The organism is Vibrio sp. ZF57 (assembly GCF_001691235.1).
GTDB lineage: Bacteria > Pseudomonadota > Gammaproteobacteria > Enterobacterales > Vibrionaceae > Vibrio > Vibrio crassostreae_C.
Window position 1 is genome coordinate 49261 of sequence record NZ_MAKD01000097.1, and the last position, 16702, is coordinate 65962.

19 protein-coding genes are annotated in these 16702 nt (G+C 43.7%); 10 read left to right on the plus strand and 9 right to left on the minus strand.

What is annotated here, in order from left to right; translation table 11 throughout:
• Nucleotides 1–6: 6 nt before the first annotated feature.
• Both mdh and A6D97_RS14540 read left to right on the plus strand, forming a co-directional pair.
• The gene (gene mdh, locus A6D97_RS14535; protein ID WP_009847834.1) at nucleotides 7–942 is read left to right on the plus strand and encodes a malate dehydrogenase; all 936 of its coding nucleotides are present in this window, start codon (nucleotides 7–9) and stop codon (nucleotides 940–942) included.
• A gap of 124 nt (nucleotides 943–1066) precedes the next feature.
• On the plus strand, nucleotides 1067–1258 hold the full coding sequence (locus A6D97_RS14540; RefSeq protein ID WP_017061375.1) for a hypothetical protein: 192 nt from the start codon (nucleotides 1067–1069) through the stop codon (nucleotides 1256–1258).
• Nucleotides 1259–1361: 103 nt separating this feature from the next.
• On the opposite strand, the gene ispB is transcribed toward A6D97_RS14540, so the two are convergent.
• Complete coding sequence (gene ispB / locus A6D97_RS14545) at nucleotides 1362–2333, minus strand: octaprenyl diphosphate synthase (RefSeq protein WP_017061376.1); 972 nt, start codon at nucleotides 2331–2333, stop codon at nucleotides 1362–1364.
• Nucleotides 2334–2601: 268 nt separating this feature from the next.
• Here ispB and rplU point away from each other — a divergent pair, with 268 nt between their 5' ends.
• The 6 genes from rplU (at nucleotide 2602) to folA (ending at nucleotide 6608) form a co-directional block, all read left to right on the plus strand.
• The gene (gene rplU, locus A6D97_RS14550; protein WP_004740823.1) at nucleotides 2602–2913 is read left to right on the plus strand and encodes a 50S ribosomal protein L21; all 312 of its coding nucleotides are present in this window, start codon (nucleotides 2602–2604) and stop codon (nucleotides 2911–2913) included.
• A gap of 19 nt (nucleotides 2914–2932) precedes the next feature.
• The gene (gene rpmA / locus A6D97_RS14555) at nucleotides 2933–3190 is read left to right on the plus strand and encodes a 50S ribosomal protein L27 (protein WP_004735905.1); all 258 of its coding nucleotides are present in this window, start codon (nucleotides 2933–2935) and stop codon (nucleotides 3188–3190) included.
• A 324-nt stretch (nucleotides 3191–3514) separates the two neighbouring features.
• Nucleotides 3515–4687 (plus strand): Obg family GTPase CgtA, encoded by a 1173-nt coding sequence (cgtA, locus tag A6D97_RS14560; RefSeq protein ID WP_017061377.1) that lies wholly within the window; start codon nucleotides 3515–3517, stop codon nucleotides 4685–4687.
• A 164-nt stretch (nucleotides 4688–4851) separates the two neighbouring features.
• Nucleotides 4852–5619 (plus strand): threonine/serine exporter ThrE family protein, encoded by a 768-nt coding sequence (locus A6D97_RS14565; protein WP_017061378.1) that lies wholly within the window; start codon nucleotides 4852–4854, stop codon nucleotides 5617–5619.
• Entirely contained in the window at nucleotides 5619–6092 is a 474-nt protein-coding gene (locus A6D97_RS14570) for a threonine/serine exporter family protein (RefSeq protein ID WP_017062945.1), read from the plus strand. Before A6D97_RS14565 ends, A6D97_RS14570 begins: the two co-directional genes overlap by 1 nt.
• Nucleotides 6093–6128: 36 nt before the next feature.
• Entirely contained in the window at nucleotides 6129–6608 is a 480-nt protein-coding gene (gene folA, locus A6D97_RS14575; protein ID WP_017062944.1) for a type 3 dihydrofolate reductase, read from the plus strand.
• A 74-nt stretch (nucleotides 6609–6682) separates the two neighbouring features.
• Here folA and A6D97_RS14580 read toward each other — a convergent pair whose 3' ends face one another.
• The 6 genes from A6D97_RS14580 to lptD all read right to left on the minus strand — a co-directional run bounded on the left by A6D97_RS14580 (nucleotide 6683) and on the right by lptD (nucleotide 13451).
• Nucleotides 6683–7486: a symmetrical bis(5'-nucleosyl)-tetraphosphatase gene (locus A6D97_RS14580; protein WP_017062943.1), complete on the minus strand. Its 804-nt coding sequence runs from the start codon at nucleotides 7484–7486 to the stop codon at nucleotides 6683–6685.
• Nucleotides 7487–7515: 29 nt separating this feature from the next.
• A complete protein-coding gene (apaG, locus tag A6D97_RS14585; RefSeq protein WP_004735899.1) occupies nucleotides 7516–7896 on the minus strand; it encodes a Co2+/Mg2+ efflux protein ApaG in 381 nt (126 codons plus the stop codon).
• Between the two features lie 88 nt (nucleotides 7897–7984).
• Nucleotides 7985–8800, minus strand: coding sequence for a 16S rRNA (adenine(1518)-N(6)/adenine(1519)-N(6))-dimethyltransferase RsmA (gene rsmA / locus A6D97_RS14590; RefSeq protein WP_017062942.1), 816 nt, complete (start codon nucleotides 8798–8800; stop codon nucleotides 7985–7987).
• The gene (gene pdxA / locus A6D97_RS14595) at nucleotides 8797–9789 is read right to left on the minus strand and encodes a 4-hydroxythreonine-4-phosphate dehydrogenase PdxA (protein ID WP_017062941.1); all 993 of its coding nucleotides are present in this window, start codon (nucleotides 9787–9789) and stop codon (nucleotides 8797–8799) included. Before pdxA ends, rsmA begins: the two co-directional genes overlap by 4 nt.
• Nucleotides 9776–11074, minus strand: coding sequence for a peptidylprolyl isomerase SurA (surA, locus tag A6D97_RS14600; RefSeq protein WP_065584690.1), 1299 nt, complete (start codon nucleotides 11072–11074; stop codon nucleotides 9776–9778). Before surA ends, pdxA begins: the two co-directional genes overlap by 14 nt.
• Before the next feature lie 43 nt (nucleotides 11075–11117).
• Complete coding sequence (gene lptD, locus A6D97_RS14605) at nucleotides 11118–13451, minus strand: LPS assembly protein LptD (protein ID WP_083190241.1); 2334 nt, start codon at nucleotides 13449–13451, stop codon at nucleotides 11118–11120.
• A gap of 149 nt (nucleotides 13452–13600) precedes the next feature.
• On the opposite strand from lptD, the gene djlA reads away from it, so the two are divergent.
• Both djlA and A6D97_RS14615 read left to right on the plus strand, forming a co-directional pair.
• On the plus strand, nucleotides 13601–14455 hold the full coding sequence (gene djlA, locus A6D97_RS14610; RefSeq protein WP_017061385.1) for a co-chaperone DjlA: 855 nt from the start codon (nucleotides 13601–13603) through the stop codon (nucleotides 14453–14455).
• A gap of 57 nt (nucleotides 14456–14512) precedes the next feature.
• Nucleotides 14513–15058, plus strand: coding sequence for a DUF924 family protein (locus tag A6D97_RS14615; protein WP_017061386.1), 546 nt, complete (start codon nucleotides 14513–14515; stop codon nucleotides 15056–15058).
• A gap of 95 nt (nucleotides 15059–15153) precedes the next feature.
• Here the strand turns inward: A6D97_RS14615 and A6D97_RS14620 are convergent, their stop codons facing one another.
• Nucleotides 15154–15936: a DUF547 domain-containing protein gene (locus A6D97_RS14620; protein WP_065584692.1), complete on the minus strand. Its 783-nt coding sequence runs from the start codon at nucleotides 15934–15936 to the stop codon at nucleotides 15154–15156.
• A gap of 156 nt (nucleotides 15937–16092) precedes the next feature.
• On the minus strand, nucleotides 16093–16695 hold the full coding sequence (gene leuD / locus A6D97_RS14625) for a 3-isopropylmalate dehydratase small subunit (protein ID WP_017062937.1): 603 nt from the start codon (nucleotides 16693–16695) through the stop codon (nucleotides 16093–16095).
• Nucleotides 16696–16702 lie beyond the last annotated feature (7 nt).

Genomic DNA, 16702 nt, shown 5'->3' on the forward strand with positions numbered 1-16702 from the left:
ATAACAATGAAAGTAGCTGTTATTGGTGCCGCTGGTGGCATCGGTCAAGCCCTAGCCCTACTACTTAAGAACCGCCTACCTGCTGGTTCAGATCTTGCACTTTACGACATCGCTCCGGTAACACCGGGTGTTGCTGCCGATCTTAGCCATATCCCAACGCCTGTTTCGATCAAAGGTTACGCGGGTGAAGATCCAACACCAGCACTAGAAGGTGCGGATGTTGTACTTATTTCAGCGGGTGTTGCTCGTAAGCCTGGTATGGATCGTGCGGATCTTTTCAATGTGAACGCTGGCATTGTTAAGTCTCTTGCAGAGAAAATCGCAGTTACTTGTCCGACTGCTTGTGTTGGTATCATTACTAACCCAGTAAACACAACAGTGCCAATCGCGGCTGAAGTACTGAAGAAAGCGGGCGTTTACGACAAGCGTCGTCTATTCGGTATTACGACTCTTGATGTGATTCGTTCTGAAACGTTCGTTGCTGAACTAAAAGACAAAGATCCAGGCGACATCCGTGTTCCTGTTATCGGTGGTCACTCAGGCGTAACGATTCTTCCTCTACTTTCTCAAGTTGAAGGCGTAGAGTTCACTGATGAAGAAATTGCAGCGCTAACGACTCGCATCCAAAATGCAGGTACTGAAGTAGTAGAAGCTAAAGCTGGCGGCGGCAGTGCGACACTGTCTATGGGTCAAGCGGCTTGTCGTTTCGGTCTTGCACTAGTTAAAGCACTTCAAGGTGAAGAAAACGTGATTGAATGTGCATACGTTGAAGGTGAAGGCGAGCACGCTCCATTCTTCGCACAGCCAGTTAAACTAGGCAAAGAGGGCGCTGAAGCGATCCTTAGCTACGGTGAGCTAAGTGACTTCGAACGTAACGCTTTAGATAGCATGCTTGAAACGCTAAATGGTGACATCGAGATTGGTGTTGAATTCGCTAAATAAGCGAAACGCTATTTAACTCAGACTTAAGCTAATTAATAAGGGCCGGTCATTATGATCGGCTTTTTTGATCCTGAAGTTCAAGCTACTCGTATTTAGCTTTACAATTAATGTGAAGGTAAATGTTATGGCTACTGTTCAGAAGGGTATGAATGTCGAATATTTGGGGCACTTAGGAAAAGTATTGGTAATTGATGAGCAAGAGCAGTACGCGCTAGTAGAGACTTACAACGGGCATGAGCAGTACGCGGTGCCAATGGAAGAGCTTGAAGAGATTGAAGCACAACTGCCGTTATCATTAGAAGCCAGTCGATATTGAATTTGGCTCACCTACAAATATTTGTTGAAAACCAAAAAAAAGAGCCCTGAGGCTCTTTTTGTTATTTATATAGAAGCTAGAAGCGAGTTGTCTATTAACCTGCTTACTTACTGCGTTTAACAGCTAAGTGTGCGAGCGTGGTTAGCGCTTGCTTATATTCTGAGTCAGGAAGTACAGAAAGCTCAGCGATGGCTTTATCGGCCTCTTCGTAGGCTTTATTTGTTGTGTACTCTAAAGAGCCTGTCTCTTTCATTACAGCCATAATATCGTCAAGACGTTCCATGCCGTTCGCTTTCTCAATCGCTTCACGAATCATGCTTGCTTGTTCAGGAGAGCCATTATGCATTGCGTAAAGTAGAGGCAGTGTTGGTTTGCCTTCGGCTAGATCGTCACCAACGTTTTTACCCATCTCTTTACCATCTGCAGTGTAATCCATCACATCGTCAATCAGTTGGAAAGCGGTGCCTAGGTATTTACCATAGTTCTGCATTGCTGTTTCGATCTCTGGTGATGACTCAGTAAGAATCGCACCGATTTGGGTCGCAGCTTCGAACAAACGAGCAGTCTTAGAGTAGATCACCTGCATGTAGCTTTCTTCTGTGGTGTCTGGGTTATTGCAGTTCATTAATTGTTGAACTTCACCCTCGGCAATCACGTTTACCGCTTCACTCATTAGCTCAAGGATCTTTAAAGATCCTAGCGTTGTCATCATTTGGAATGAGCGTGTGTAGATAAAGTCACCCACCAAAACGCTAGCGGCATTACCAAAAGCGGCATTGGCCGTCGCTTTACCGCGTCTCATGTCTGATTCATCGACAACATCGTCGTGAAGCAGGGTTGCGGTGTGAATAAACTCGATAAAGGCTGCAGAGGTGATATGAGCTTCACCTTGGTAACCAAGTGCGCGGGCAGATAAAAGAGCTAGCAAAGGGCGTAGGCGCTTTCCACCACCGCTAACGATATAAAAACCAAGCTGGTTGATTAAACTTACGTCAGAATTAAGTTGGGCTTGAATTGTTTCATTCACTTTTGCCATATCATTGGCAGTAAGCGTTTGGATAGCTTTAAAATCCATTGTTCATCCGGCTGAAGTTAGACCCTGTAAGGCTTATACGTTGTATTCAATTGTTGAATAATACACTAAAAAACGTTGATTAATACATCGCTAAAGGGCATGATTGCCGCACTTTTCTTTGGCGAACAGGTTTTCGCCAATTTTTTAAAAATATGGCTTGTCATAGCGCCATGATTCCCGTAGAATCTGCGCCCTATTGATTAGTTTAGCGCACACCCGAGTTGTACAATTAACAACCATAGGCTGTGCGGAAAAAGCGGAGTAAAATATGTACGCTGTTTTCCAATCTGGTGGCAAACAACACCGAGTAAGCGAAGGTCAAACACTTCGTTTAGAGAAATTAGACGTTGAAACTGGTGCAACTGTTGAATTTGATAAAGTTCTTCTTGTTGCTAACGGCGAAGAAATCGCTGTTGGTGCACCTCTTGTTGAAGGTGGCAAGGTTACTGCAGAAGTAGTACAACACGGTCGTGGCGATAAAGTAAAAATCGTTAAGTTCCGTCGTCGTAAGCACTCGCGTAAGCAAGCTGGTCACCGTCAGTGGTTCACTGAAGTGAAAATCACTGGCATTAACGCTTAAGTATTAGGAGAGTTTAACAATGGCACATAAAAAAGCTGGCGGTTCTACTAATAACGGCCGCGATTCAGAAAGCAAACGTCTTGGTGTTAAGCGTTTTGGTGGTGAATCTGTTCTTGCAGGTAACATCATCGTTCGTCAACGTGGTACTAAGTTCCACGCTGGCACAAACGTTGGCATCGGTAAAGATCACACTCTTTTCGCTCTTACTGAAGGTAAAGTGAAATTTGCTGTTAAAGGTCCTAAAAACCGTAAGTTTGTAAGCATCGAAGCTGAGTAATTTAATCTTTAATTAGATTATTTTATTAGCTTTCAAGCTGAATTCAAAAGCCCTGCCGATTCGGCAGGGTTTTTTATTTATAGCAAGAATAAAAAAGCAGACGCTCTTGTTTTGGTTTTGAGAAGCCGTTTTATTTTTTGATAAACAGTTTGGTTTTTAAGAAGCCGTTTGTTTTAAAAGAAATAGAAAGCAAAGAACCTCTCCTTATTTGTTCCTTGGTTGCAGGTCGGCCTAGATCTTAGGTGATCGATCTAAACACGGATCTGCTAGAATTTATATCACTCCTTGATGAGTGGTAACGCAACGTAAGTGCGGAGTTAAAAAATGAAATTCGTTGATGAAGCGGTAGTAAAAATAGAAGCCGGTGATGGCGGTAATGGTACAGTTAGCTTTTGGCGCGAAAAATTCGTCGCTAAAGGTGGTCCTGACGGCGGTGATGGCGGTGACGGTGGTGATGTTTACATCCAAGCGGATGAGAACTTAAACACGCTGATCGATTATCGTTTCCAACGTTTTTACAACGCAGAGCGTGGTGAGAACGGTCGCGGTGGTAACTGTACTGGTAAACGTGGTAAAGACATTACACTGAAAGTGCCTGTAGGTACTCGTGCGGTTGATATCCACACCAACGAAATCGTTGCTGAAGTTGCTGAACACGGCAAGAAAGTAATGGTTGGTAAAGGTGGTTGGCACGGTCTTGGTAACACGCGTTTTAAATCGTCTGTTAACCGCGCTCCTCGTCAAAAGACAATGGGTACTAAAGGCGAAGTTCGTGAACTGCGTTTAGAGCTTCTTCTATTAGCTGACGTTGGTATGCTTGGCCTACCAAACGCAGGTAAATCTACTTTTATTCGTTCAGTATCTGCTGCGAAACCAAAAGTGGCTGATTACCCGTTCACTACTTTGATCCCAAGCTTGGGTGTGGTAAGTGTTGTCCCTGAAAAGAGCTTCGTTGTTGCCGATATCCCAGGACTAATCGAAGGCGCAGCTGATGGCGCTGGCCTTGGTATCCGATTCCTTAAGCACCTTGAGCGTTGTCGTGTTCTTCTGCATATGATCGACATTATGCCGATCGATCAATCTGATCCTATTCAGAATGCACTAACGATCATCGATGAGCTTGAGCAATACAGTGAAAAAGTTTCACAAAAACCTCGCTGGTTAGTGTTCAATAAAGTTGACCTAATGCCAGAAGACGAAGCAGACGAAAAGATTCAAGAAATCATCGATGCTTTGGGCTGGGAAGGCGAGTACTTCAAGATCTCTGCTGTGAATAAAATCGGCACCAAAGATCTTTGCTTCAAACTAGGTGAGTTTATGGAAAACCTACCTCGTGAAGTTGTAGAAGTTGAAGAAGAAGAAAAAGTAGACTTTATGTGGGATGACTACCATAAAGATGCGATGAGCGGTAAGAATGTCGTTACTGAAGATGACGACGATTGGGACGATTGGGATGACGAAGAGGATGACGGCCATGTTATTTATGTTCGTGACTAATCCTCTTAGTTTCTCATAACGCATCGGTCGCTTCTTACAAGTACACTGATAGTTTTATTAAACCGCAATGAAAATTGCGGTTTTTTTGTATCTAAATCATGACGTCTTACTGTTTTTTATGCAAAATTTATCTTTAGATAATTAACGCCTATGGGAAGGAAATCATGGCATCAAAGCAAAGAGCGATCTCAAGACTCGTCGCTCAATCAGGACAAATGTTATTGGCGCACGGGGCAGAGAGCACACTGGTCGGCGATATCATGCGTCGCATCGGTATTGCTTGTGGGGTGAATGAGGTTGAAGTCGCACTGTCAGCCAATGCGCTTGTTGTAACTACCGTAATGGATGATCACTGTATTACCACTACTCGAAGTTGTGCTGATCGTGGCATTAACATGCAGGTTATCACCGACATTCAACGCATTTGCATCATGATGGAGAAGGGAATTCTCGATTATGATTTGGCGTATAAAAAGATTCAAAACATCAGCCCCGAGCGCTACAACCGTTGGTTAGTGGTTGTGATGATAGGGTTGTCGTGCGCCTCTTTTAGCCACCTTGCGGGCGGAGACTGGCAAGTCTTCATGATGACTTTTATTGCTTCAGCTTGCGGTATGATCGTCAGGCAAGAGATTGGGCACCGCCATTTCAATCCGCTATTAAACTTTGCTATCACAGCATTCGTTACCACGACCATTTCAGCTCAAGCCGTACTTTACAATATTGGCGGCCAACCCACGATCGTGATGGCTTCATCTGTATTAATGTTAGTACCTGGTTTTCCTCTGATTAACTCCGTCGCTGATATGCTTAAAGGCCATATTAATATGGGGTTAGCGCGCTTTACCATGGCCAGCTTATTAACTCTGGCGACGAGCTTGGGCATTGTCGCGGCGATGAGTCTGTCAGATGTTTGGGGGTGGGCAAGCTAATGAGTATTTTCGAACTGTTTTTAGGTCTGCTCAACGATATGTTTTTCGCCGCTATTCCTGCGGTTGGGTTTGCATTGGTGTTTAACGTTCCGCAACGTGCTTTAATTTATTGTGCACTCGGTGGTTCTATCGGTCATGGTAGCCGGTATCTGATGATGCACTTTGGTATTCCAATCGAATGGGCGACGTTCTTCGCCGCAACCGTGGTTGGTATGATAGGGGTTCATTGGTCACATAAACTGTTAGCACATCCGAAGGTGTTTACGGTTGCAGCTCTAATTCCTATGGTGCCAGGTGTGTTCGCCTTCAAGGCGATGATTGCGATGGTGGAGATTAACAGGGCAGGCTACACGCCTGAGTTGTTGGCAATGTTGATGGAGAACTTTTTAAAATCGATGTTCATTATCGCAGGGTTGGCGGTTGGCTTAGCTGTGCCAGGGCTGTTATTCTATCGCCGTAGACCTATCGTTTAGCGTTAATTTTCTTTTTAGGGACAGGACTTTCGATTTATGATCATCAGCATGATAGCGGCAATGGCAAACAACCGTATAATTGGTAAAGACAATCAGATGCCTTGGCATTTACCTGCGGATTTTGCATGGTTTAAACGCTCGACTATGGGTAAACCAGTCGTGATGGGACGTAAGACCTACGATTCTATTGGACGCCCTTTGCCGGGTCGGTTGAATGTCGTAATCAGCCGTGATGAGAGTTTAAAGATTGAAGGTGTAACGACGGTAACTTCTATTGAACAGGCTCTAGAGCTACTCAGTGATGTTGAAGAGGTGATGATCATTGGTGGCGGCTCTATTTATGAGAGCTGCTTACCTAAAGCGGACAAGTTGTATCTGACTTACATCGATTTCGCCGTCGATGGAGATACACAATTTCCTGACTGGGGTGAAGGTTGGAAGCAGAGCTTTAACGAGAGCTATCAAGCTGACGAGAAAAACAAACACAACATGGAGTTTGTGATTCTCGAGCGTTAACTGTGGTTATCAATAGCTAGTCTCTGAAAAATGCTTGCGTTACCCTACCAAGGTAGCGCAAGTTTCTCGTATCTTTATAGCGCTTTCTGAGTGAAAAACTGTTTATCTTCCCAGCGAAGAATTGTCAATTCACCTCCCCAGACGCATCCAGTATCAAGTCCAATTACGTCTTTTCCGTTATAGCCTTCAAGCGCAGCCCAGTGTCCAAAAACAACGGTTTTATCGAGCTTTATGCGTTGCGGAAGGTCAAACCATGGCACTAATGGTTCATCGGTAATCTCATTCGGTGGTAGCTTACATGCCATGTCGAGACGGCCATCTTCAAAACAGAAACGCATTCTTGTCAGGCTATTGATCGCATAGCGATAGCGCTCAATATCATGTAAATCCTGATGCCATAAATCAGGCGCGTTGCTGTACATGTTTTCGATTAGCCATTGCCATTTATCGGACTTTAACAAGGATACGATCTCTCGATTTTCAACACGTGCTCTTTCTAGATTCCACTGCGGTGAGATACCCGCATGGCACATCACGAACTCTGGGTGTTCTTGAAGCAAAGGCTGTTGTCTTAACCATTCGATTAGCAGTTCACGATCTTCAGCATCAAGAATCGCTTGAGTCTTATCTTTTGGTTTCGCTGGAAATAGTCCTAAGGACACCGCCAGAAGATGTAAGTCGTGGTTGCCTAATACAACCTTAGCTGCGTCACCAAGGTTACGAATAAAGCGTAACGTCTCCAATGATTTAGGGCCTCGAGCAACTAAGTCTCCGGCGACCCATAAAGTATCTTGGTGTTTATCAAAGTTAATTTTTTCAAGTAGTCCTTGAAGTTCGTCGAAGCACCCTTGGATGTCTCCGACAATGTAATTCGACACAATAATTTCCTGTAGATACGGATGTACGGCTAATTAAGAATATTAGGGATTGCGAGTCTGAATGGGTCAACTTCGGTAATAAAATCAATGCCCTTGTTATCGGTCATCACATAGTGACCTTGCATAACGCCAACAGGGGTTTCGATGACCGTACCACTTGTGTAGGTGTACTCGTCGTTGGCTTCAATCACGGGTTGTTGGCCAACTACACCATCACCCTCAATGGTGAGCTGCTTGCCGTTAGAGTCGGTAATTAACCAGCGGCGAGACATAAGTTGCACCGTTGTTTTACTTAGATTTTTGATGGTAATAATGTAGGCGAAGACATAACGATTCTTCGTTGGCTCAGATTGTTCTTCTATGTACTTAGAGTGAACCTGGCATTTGATACAAGGCGTAGATATATCCATATTCGCACCTTTTGTTGTTGATATACTTAATGTAATTAAAGTATTACATAAAAAAGGCTCCTAACCGAAGTGTAGGAGCCTTTTTTATTTATTTGTCAGCGTTATGACTGTCGTACAACCAGTTTGCCATGTCGACAAACTGCTCGAGCGTTAAGTTCTCAGGACGCATGCTTGGGTTGATACCTAGCTCTTCAAGCACTTCCTTATCGATTAAGCTCTTGTAGCAGTTACGAACTGTTTTACGACGTTGGTTAAAGCCTTCACGACATACGCGATCTAGCCATTTCAGATCTTTTGCCGGATAAGGCAGCACTTCGTATGGCTGTAGGCGCACGACTGCTGAGTCTACTTTCGGTGGCGGAACGAAGGCCGTTGGTGGAACTTCTAACACAGGCGTTACTTTACAGTAGTATTGAGCCATTACAGTAAGACGACCGTAAGCTTTACTGCCAGGGCCAGCAGCTAGACGGTTAACCACTTCTTTTTGAAGCATAAAGTGCATGTCTTGCACGTCTTTATGGAATTCAAAAAGGTGGAACATCAATGGTGTAGAGATGTTATATGGCAAGTTACCAAAGATGCGTAGCTTATTGTTTGGCTTAACCAGTTCTTGGAAATCGAACTTCATCGCATCGCCTTCACGGATCGTTAGCTTGTCCGCAAGATCTGGATGGTTACGAAGACGTTCTGCAAGGTCTCTATCCAATTCGATAACAGTAAATTTATCGACAAGCTTACCCACAGGCTCAGTAATTGCGCCTAGACCAGGACCGATCTCTACCAAGTTTTGACCTGGTAGTGGGTTAATACTCGATACGATGCCATCAATAATGTATGGATCGTTAAGGAAGTTTTGACCAAAACGTTTACGCGCTTTGTGCCCTAAGTGGACATCATTTCTCATTGCTTTTTCTCTACTAATTCAATGGCGTGCGTGAGCGCTGTTCTAAAGCTCCCTGTATCGGCTTGGCCTTTCCCTGCCAAGTCTAAGGCGGTACCGTGGTCGACTGATGTGCGAATAAACGGTAAGCCAAGCGTGATGTTCACTGAGCGACCAAACCCTTTGTATTTCAATACCGGGAGTACTTGGTCGTGATACATACCTAAAACAGCATCTGCATCTTGCAAATATTTTTCATTAAAGATGGTGTCTGCTGGCAATGGGCCAACTAAATTGATGCCATCTTTTTGGCGAATTTTTTCTAGCGTCGGGGTGATAGTTTCAATCTCTTCACGCCCTAAACAACCATCTTCACCAGCATGTGGATTCAAGCCACACACATAGATAGTTGGTTTCTCAATAGCAAATTTTTCAACCAAGTCTTTATTTAGAATAGCAATAATTTGCTCTAATCTGTCTTCGGTCACAGCTTGAGATACATAAGCTAGTGGGATGTGCGTTGTTACTAGCGCAACACGCAGCCCTTCAGTTGCCAACATCATCACCACCAGTGGTGTATTGGACTTCTCTGCAAAGAACTCGGTATGGCCGCTAAAAGCAACGCCAGCTCGGTTAATTACACCCTTGTGAACGGGGCCGGTGACAATAGCATCAAATTCATCATTCATACAGCCAATTGCTGCGGTTTCTAAAGTATTTAATACGTAATGACCATTAGCCTCATTGAGTTGACCTGCAACTGCCGTTTCAGCAAGTGGAACGTGTTTCACTACCAGTGTGCCAGCGCGTTGCGGTTGCTTAGCTGCATTTGCATCGTAGTCCAGAAGATCGACTTCGATACCAAGAATTTTAGCTCGCTCGGATAGCAGTGTTTTATCAGCACAAACCACGAGTTGATGAGGCCAACTTTCTTGAGATAGAGCCAAAGTTAAATCTGGGCCTATCCCTGCTGGTTCACCTGCGGTTATGACAATACGTTTAGTTGTTGTCATCTTGGTCGTCCTCAACCATCTCAACAAAGGCACTTGCTCTTACTTCTTGTAGCCAAGCACCAGCTTCTTCGTTGAATTTACGGTTAAATAGAATTTGGTAAGCTTTGTTTTTCAAAGCTGAATCGGTACGGTCGACTTCGCGACGGTCTAGTACTTCAACAATGTGCCAACCGTGTACGGTTTTGAATGGCGCACTGATTTTGCCTTCTGGTAGCGTTTCTACTTGGTGTTTGAATTCTGGTACATACAAATCTGGTGTTTGGTAGCCTAGCTCACCATCTTGTACTGCAGAACCTGGATCTTGGCTGTATTGCTGTGCAAGGTCGCCAAAGCTCGCTTCACCTGTGTTTACGCGGCGCGTGATCTCTTCAAGTTGTTCTTTCGCGCCATCGTCACTCAAGATTACGGTTGGCTTAATCAAGATATGACGAGCATTCACTTCCGTTACTGCTACGGTTTCTAAGCCTTTCACATCTTCAATTTTTAGAATGTGGAAACCTACACCGCTACGGAAAGGACCGATGATGCTGCCTTTATTTTGCATTTTGATCTGGTCAGCAAAAATGGTTGGCATCTCTTCTTTACGCATCCAACCCCAATCACCACCTTGCAGCGCTTTAGGACCCTTAGAGTAAGTATATGCCATGGTGCTGAAATCTTTGCCTGAGTTCAGTTCTTCAACCAGTTCAGTAGCTTGAGCTTCTAACTCTTCTTTGGTTTGGTCATCATTGAAGCGAAGTTGAATGTGTCCAATCTTGTATTGAACGGTTGCGTTAGTCTCTTGCGCTAAGATATCCGCTAGGTTATCGACCTCTGCAGGAAGGATGTTAATACGACGGCGAACTAGAGCATTGCGAGCCTCACTTGCCGCAATTTCTTTTCTTACTTGCTCTCGAAATGCATTGTAGCTAAGGCCTTCTTCAGCAACCGATGCGGTAAGTTGTTCTACCGTTTGGTTGTTGTCTTTAGCGATACCTTCAATTGCTTGATCAAGTCGAGCATCATCAATACGAACACCGATACGTTCTGCTTCTTGAGTTTGAATAGTATCGATGATCAGTTTTTCTAGTACTTGCTCATTGAGCACATCTTGCGATGGCAGTGTTTGACCGCTTTTTTTTGCGTTGGCACGCAGTGTCTTCATCGAAGCATCGATGTCGCTTTGTAAGATAACGCCTTCGTTAACGATAACTTTTACGCTGTCTAGCTCAACCGGTGCTGCAAAGCTTGTTGATAAAGTACAAGTCGCTGCAATAGCAATTAATGTGCGTTTCCACAATGTCATGTGTAATCCTTTAAATTTACTGATTTCTTATCAGTAAAGAAAATTAGTTGTTTAAGAAGAATGGGCGACCGTAGCTCAATGAGTTATCAGAACTGCTATCCCCAACAGCGCCTGAATCAGAGCCTAAGTTAGTACCAAAGCCGATAATACCGAAATTCACACCAAAGTTATTTTCATATTCAGGCGTGACATTTGGATCACTAATGTTATTTGTCAGCTGGTTACTATACGTAAATCCGATATACCAACAATCCGATTTATAGTTCAAGCGAGCCAACCATTCTAGATTTTCTTGTGTGGTTAAATCATAGAAATATTGAGCACTGGCATTCCACTTCCGCGAAATCTGGTAAGCACCAAGTAAGCCTGCTTGTGAGATACCATCTCTAGTTATGGATGATACGTCAAAATCTACAGTTTCATTTATGTACTCTTCTGTTACATAGCGGTAGTTGGTTTGTATATAGCCGCCGGCAAAACGGTACTCAATGGTACTGTTAGCAAGTTGCATCGAAGATGAATCAATGTCGTATTGCACACCGCCATGGTAGAAAAGGTAATCATCGTAGTTGAAATCCATTTCAATAGCCCAAGACGAATAATTAGTTTTGTCAGCGGAGTCTTCGTTGCCTAAAGTTTGCTTTGTATCTTTATCAAAATAGAAAATTTGACCAAAAGATATGTTTAAGCGCTCTCGGTACTCATCATCAAAAAAGCGAGATGATGCGCCATAGCTAATTTGATTTGCTGACGCAATGCGGTCTACACCACTGTATTTGCGGCTTCTGAATAAGCCATAGTAATCAGTCTGTAGTAGTGTTGTATCGTAAAGACCAATGTCACTTTGATCTTCTTCTGGCACGTAAAGGTACTGAACTTGAGGTTCGAGTGTTTGAGTGTAATTACCTACAATTTTTGTATCACGTTCAAGAACGATACCTGCGTGGCTTCTAAACTCTGGAATAACTCGACTTACTGATTCTTCCAAGCCTTCATAATCAGAGCCTGCGCCGGTATCAACGCCATCAAGGTCTTGTTGATAGTAAGTACCAAGTAGTCGAGCTTCTGTTGTCCAAGTACCCCAAGTGTTACCTACTGGGATTGTAATACCAGGTTCAACGTGAACACGAGTGGCTGATGGTTTGCCTGATGCGTCGGTATCGAACATTGATATATGACTGATTAAGTCAAAATCTAGGTAATCCATTACCTCTGGAGCATAGTAGTTATACTCGAGTTGTGGCATTAGACGATAAGGCAAGTTATTGCTGGTGGTAAGAACTTGGAAGTCTCGAACAAGTACAGACGCATCCCAATTTTGAGAACGGTATGTTGCTTGCCCTTCTTGAAGCAGTTGTCCATCTTCACGGTTACCGATATTTGAGCTCATGTCCGAAAAGTAGTCAATATCACTGACTTTAGAGTAATCAATTTCGAATAACCAAGATTGTTGGAATATTCCTGAATGTTCTAGTTGGAAACCCCAACGATCGCCTAGATCAGTGTACTTTTGATCGTCTGGTAAATATTCAGACTCGATACTACCGGAACCAAAATCGCTTAAATATCTGAATTTACTGTTGAGTTGAGTGCCACGCTCTTGCATGTACTTGAAGGTAGTTTCCAAATCGTAGTCTGGTGCTAAGTTCCAATAAACAGGAATTTCAGCTTCAAAACCATCGCTTGAACCATACGAAACTGTTGGGTACAAGAAACCGGTTTTACGTGTATCACCCACCGGTACTGTTAAGTAAGGTAAGTAAAAGACGGGAACACTTTGGATTTCAAAACGTGGATTATAAAAAGTGGCTTGTTCTTCGTCTTGGTCGACACTGATGCTCGATGCTCTTAGACGCCAAGCATTATCGCCGATAGGGCAAGAGGTAATGGAGCCATCTTCAATCTCATAAACCGCTTTACCTGTTTTTGCTATATAAACAGCATCTCCGCGACCGGGCTCGCAAAGGAATTCGTAATCGGTGTTCTCAAGCGTCATTTCATCTGTAGTCAGATTATTGGTCGCTCTGTCTGAGGTAGATTTGATTTGACCATCACTAAAGTTTACGTTGCCTTCAGCTACAACGATATTTTCTTGTTGGTGCAGGGTTACGTTATCTGCAAGGATGGTCTTGTTCCCTTGCGTAACGACTACGTCACCTGAGTATATTGCCTTGTCACCATTGATAGCTTCTAAGCGATCTGACTCAACATGAGCGGGTAGCTGTGTCTCGTTTTCTGCAGCGGGCTCGATCAAGCATTGATCTATAGAGGGCATTTCCTGCACACTACTATCGGTGATTGTTTCAGCTTGAGTTGTCGACACGTATAACGCCGTACTTATAGACGCGGCTAACAAGGTGCGGGAAAAAGATTGCATGAAGTTGAACTATCCTGTGTCACTAGATGAAGGGTTGATCTAGTATCAATCCAATTAATAAAGCATTTTCCTTATGATAAAGGAAATAATAGCATTCAGCATCATCAGACAGCATTACTCAGATAAAATTCATAGATAGAGAACACATAATGCAAATATTTGGCAAAATTTTGGGCGCGTTTTTTGGCTTTTTATTTGGAGGGCCACTCGGTTTAGTTTTTGGTCTGTTTTTAGGACACCAATTCGATAAAGCTCGCGGATTGAACCAATCAGGCTTCAATAGCTCTGGTTTTGGTCGAGGTCCAAGCCAAGCAGAAAGACAGAACGAGTTTTTTAAATCCGCTTTTGCGGTTATGGGGCACGTTGCTAAAGCGAAAGGGCAGGTAACGCCAGAAGAGATTCAACTCGCTTCTACCATGATGGAGCGTATGAACCTGCATGGCGAACAGCGTAAAGCAGCGCAAGATGCATTCCGTGACGGCAAAGAGAGCGACTTCCCTCTGAACGACGTACTTGAGCGAGTTAAAATCTCATCGGGTGGTCGTTTTGATCTTCTGCAGTTCTTTCTAGAGCTTCAGGTATCTGCCGCATTTGCGGATGGAAGTTTGCACCCGAGTGAACGTCAAGTTCTGCATAAAATAGCGCAAGGGCTTGGGTTTTCGGCAGCACAACTAGAACGCCGCTTGCAGATGCAAGAAGCTGCGTTCCGTTTCCAACAGCAAGGTGGAAGCTTTGGTGGCCATCAGGGTCATGGGCAATCATCAGGTTGGCAACAGGCTTCGCAACAGAACCAACTTGGCGACGCATATAAGGTTCTTGGTGTGAGTGAAAGTGCTGACGGTAAAGAGGTGAAGAAAGCCTACCGCAAGCTGATGAATGAACATCACCCAGATAAACTGATGGCGAAGGGCTTACCGCCTGAGATGATGAATGTTGCGAAAGAGAAATCGCAAGAAATTCAGAATGCTTATGACCTGATAAAGAAAGTAAAAGGTTTTAAGTAATTGAACACTAAACCGAGTAATAACAAAGTTACTCGGTTTTTTATTAAAGGGAATTATATGACGGTAACGTATCAGGATGTTCTAGAGTTTTGGTTCGATGAGTTGACGCCTAAAGATTGGTTTACTGGCGGCGCCGAGATTGACACTTTGATAGAGTCTCGATTTTCTGAATTGCATAAAGCAGCCATTCAAGGCGAGCTATTTGAGTGGCGCCAAACTGCGCAAGGACGATTGGCTGAGATTATCGTACTTGATCAGTTTTCTCGAAATATTGGTAGAAAAAGTCCGACAGCATTTTCTGCTGATCCGATGGCGTTGGCTCTAGCCCAAGAGGCGGTAGCGGGTGGTTTTGATCACCAGCTTAACGAGCAACAGAAAAGCTTCCTGTATATGCCTTATATGCACAGTGAATCTTTGTTAGTCCATGAACAAGCCGTGGAACTCTTTTCTCAAACGGGATTAGAGCATAATCTGGACTTTGAGTTTAAGCACAAGGTTATCATTGAGCGATTTGGTCGCTATCCGCACCGTAATGAGGTGTTAGGGCGAGCTTCGACTCCCGAAGAGATTGAGTTCTTGCAGCAACCGGGCTCAAGCTTTTAATTGTAGAAATACGGTCAAAGAATTGAGAAGAGGCTAGAGGTTAATAAAAACCTCTCGCCTCTTTTTTACTTTAGTGATCAACTTTAGCCTTAGAGCTAGTTTGCTTGGTTGAGCGACCAATCGTATTCATAACTGATGTTTTGAGTATTGGTTACTGCTTCAATTCGATATTGTTCTAAGTGCTGAATAAGCTGTTTCTTCGTACCAAAATCCACAGCAAACCATTCGTAAATCGATGATAGTTGAAGCTTATTGTTTGTAACCATCACGCCTTTGTCACTGCTTACAAACTCAGTTGCAGCTTGCTCTAGCAAGGCTTCAGTATTTTTAGAGGTAAAAGCGTCAGGTTGTAAGTTAGGGCAACCTAGGCTGGCACAGTTCACTGCATAATGCGTGCGAGGATCTTGCCAAATTGGTCTTAGGATTCGGTGTTCAATGTCATTGAGTGTCAGTGATTTCCCATTAACGACTACCACATCATCTCCCCACGGACCGAAACTAAATAGTCCGCCAAGTTTAGTTATGGATTTGATCGGGTAGGTATCAAGAATCAAATCGACAGTCACGGCGTTATATAGATTAACCCAGTAGGCATACTGCTCCGCTTTTGAATAGTTGAGCGGATTCACCTGTTCGAGTTGCTTGATGTATTGCTTAAGTTTGGTCTTATCGGCAGTGTTCACTGCTTTATAGCGAACTAACGTATTTTGCCCCTGTTTAACCAAGTAGCTATCGAGGAATTGCTGCCAATCTTGATGAGATACCTGTTCTAGGTTGGTTTCGTCGCTTTGCTTCCAGTATGGCCAAAGATCGGATTTAGGCGCAGACCAAGCTAAGGTTGAGAAAAGTAGGCTGACAATAAAAAGTAGTTGTTTCATGGCATTCTCCTGATGACTGACTACTAAGACCTTAAGGCTTACCATTTTCTTTCATTGCTCTTCATTTAAATAAACATATGAAGTTAAGTTAAAAGCTTAGCCAAATAAAAAAGGTTGGCACTTGGCCAACCTTTAGATTTATTCAGAAACGTCTCATTATTTTAGGAAGCTAGGAATCTTAGCTTCAAACTCTGAGATCTTATCGGCATGTTGAAGTGTAAGGCCGATATTATCTAAACCATTCAGTAAGCAGTGACGACGGAACTCATCAATTTCAAACGAGTACTCTTTGCCGTTCGCGCTGACTTTCATTGCTTCTAGATCAACCGTAATTTCTGCACCTTCATTCGCTTCAACGAATTGGAATAGCTCATCCACTTCTTGCTCAGTCAATCGAACTGGCACCATTTGGTTGTTGATCGAGTTACCGTAGAAAATGTCGGCAAAGCTTGGTGCGATCATTACTTGGATACCGTAATCGGCAAGCGCCCACGGTGCGTGTTCACGAGATGAACCACAACCGAAGTTTTCACGAGCTAAAAGAATTGAAGCGCCTTGGTAGCGAGCTTCGTTCATTACAAAATCAGGGTTTGGCTGTTGGCCTGCATCGTCTAGGAAGCGCCAATCGTGGAACAAGTGCTTACCAAAACCGATGCGGTTTACTTTCTGTAGAAACTGCTTTGGAATGATCGCATCAGTATCGATGTTGGCCGTATCTAGAGGAACGACTAATCCGGTGTGTTGTTGAAAACCTGACATGTTAAAT

What these genes read in the sequence shown, in the direction of transcription:
- leuD (WP_017062937.1), bottom strand. Translation starts at nt 16,695, where the DNA reads ATGTCAGGTTTTCAACAACACACCGGATTAGTCGTTCCTCTAGATACG.
- mdh (WP_009847834.1), top strand. Translation starts at nt 7, where the DNA reads ATGAAAGTAGCTGTTATTGGTGCCGCTGGTGGCATCGGTCAAGCCCTA.
- rplU (WP_004740823.1), top strand. Translation starts at nt 2,602, where the DNA reads ATGTACGCTGTTTTCCAATCTGGTGGCAAACAACACCGAGTAAGCGAA.
- surA (WP_065584690.1), bottom strand. Translation starts at nt 11,074, where the DNA reads ATGACATTGTGGAAACGCACATTAATTGCTATTGCAGCGACTTGTACT.
- apaG (WP_004735899.1), bottom strand. Translation starts at nt 7,896, where the DNA reads ATGGATATATCTACGCCTTGTATCAAATGCCAGGTTCACTCTAAGTAC.
- pdxA (WP_017062941.1), bottom strand. Translation starts at nt 9,789, where the DNA reads ATGACAACAACTAAACGTATTGTCATAACCGCAGGTGAACCAGCAGGG.
- rsmA (WP_017062942.1), bottom strand. Translation starts at nt 8,800, where the DNA reads ATGAGAAATGATGTCCACTTAGGGCACAAAGCGCGTAAACGTTTTGGT.
- A6D97_RS14615 (WP_017061386.1), top strand. Translation starts at nt 14,513, where the DNA reads ATGACGGTAACGTATCAGGATGTTCTAGAGTTTTGGTTCGATGAGTTG.
- A6D97_RS14570 (WP_017062945.1), top strand. Translation starts at nt 5,619, where the DNA reads ATGAGTATTTTCGAACTGTTTTTAGGTCTGCTCAACGATATGTTTTTC.
- A6D97_RS14540 (WP_017061375.1), top strand. Translation starts at nt 1,067, where the DNA reads ATGGCTACTGTTCAGAAGGGTATGAATGTCGAATATTTGGGGCACTTA.
- rpmA (WP_004735905.1), top strand. Translation starts at nt 2,933, where the DNA reads ATGGCACATAAAAAAGCTGGCGGTTCTACTAATAACGGCCGCGATTCA.
- lptD (WP_083190241.1), bottom strand. Translation starts at nt 13,451, where the DNA reads ATGCAATCTTTTTCCCGCACCTTGTTAGCCGCGTCTATAAGTACGGCG.
- A6D97_RS14565 (WP_017061378.1), top strand. Translation starts at nt 4,852, where the DNA reads ATGGCATCAAAGCAAAGAGCGATCTCAAGACTCGTCGCTCAATCAGGA.
- ispB (WP_017061376.1), bottom strand. Translation starts at nt 2,333, where the DNA reads ATGGATTTTAAAGCTATCCAAACGCTTACTGCCAATGATATGGCAAAA.
- folA (WP_017062944.1), top strand. Translation starts at nt 6,129, where the DNA reads ATGATCATCAGCATGATAGCGGCAATGGCAAACAACCGTATAATTGGT.
- cgtA (WP_017061377.1), top strand. Translation starts at nt 3,515, where the DNA reads ATGAAATTCGTTGATGAAGCGGTAGTAAAAATAGAAGCCGGTGATGGC.
- djlA (WP_017061385.1), top strand. Translation starts at nt 13,601, where the DNA reads ATGCAAATATTTGGCAAAATTTTGGGCGCGTTTTTTGGCTTTTTATTT.
- A6D97_RS14620 (WP_065584692.1), bottom strand. Translation starts at nt 15,936, where the DNA reads ATGAAACAACTACTTTTTATTGTCAGCCTACTTTTCTCAACCTTAGCT.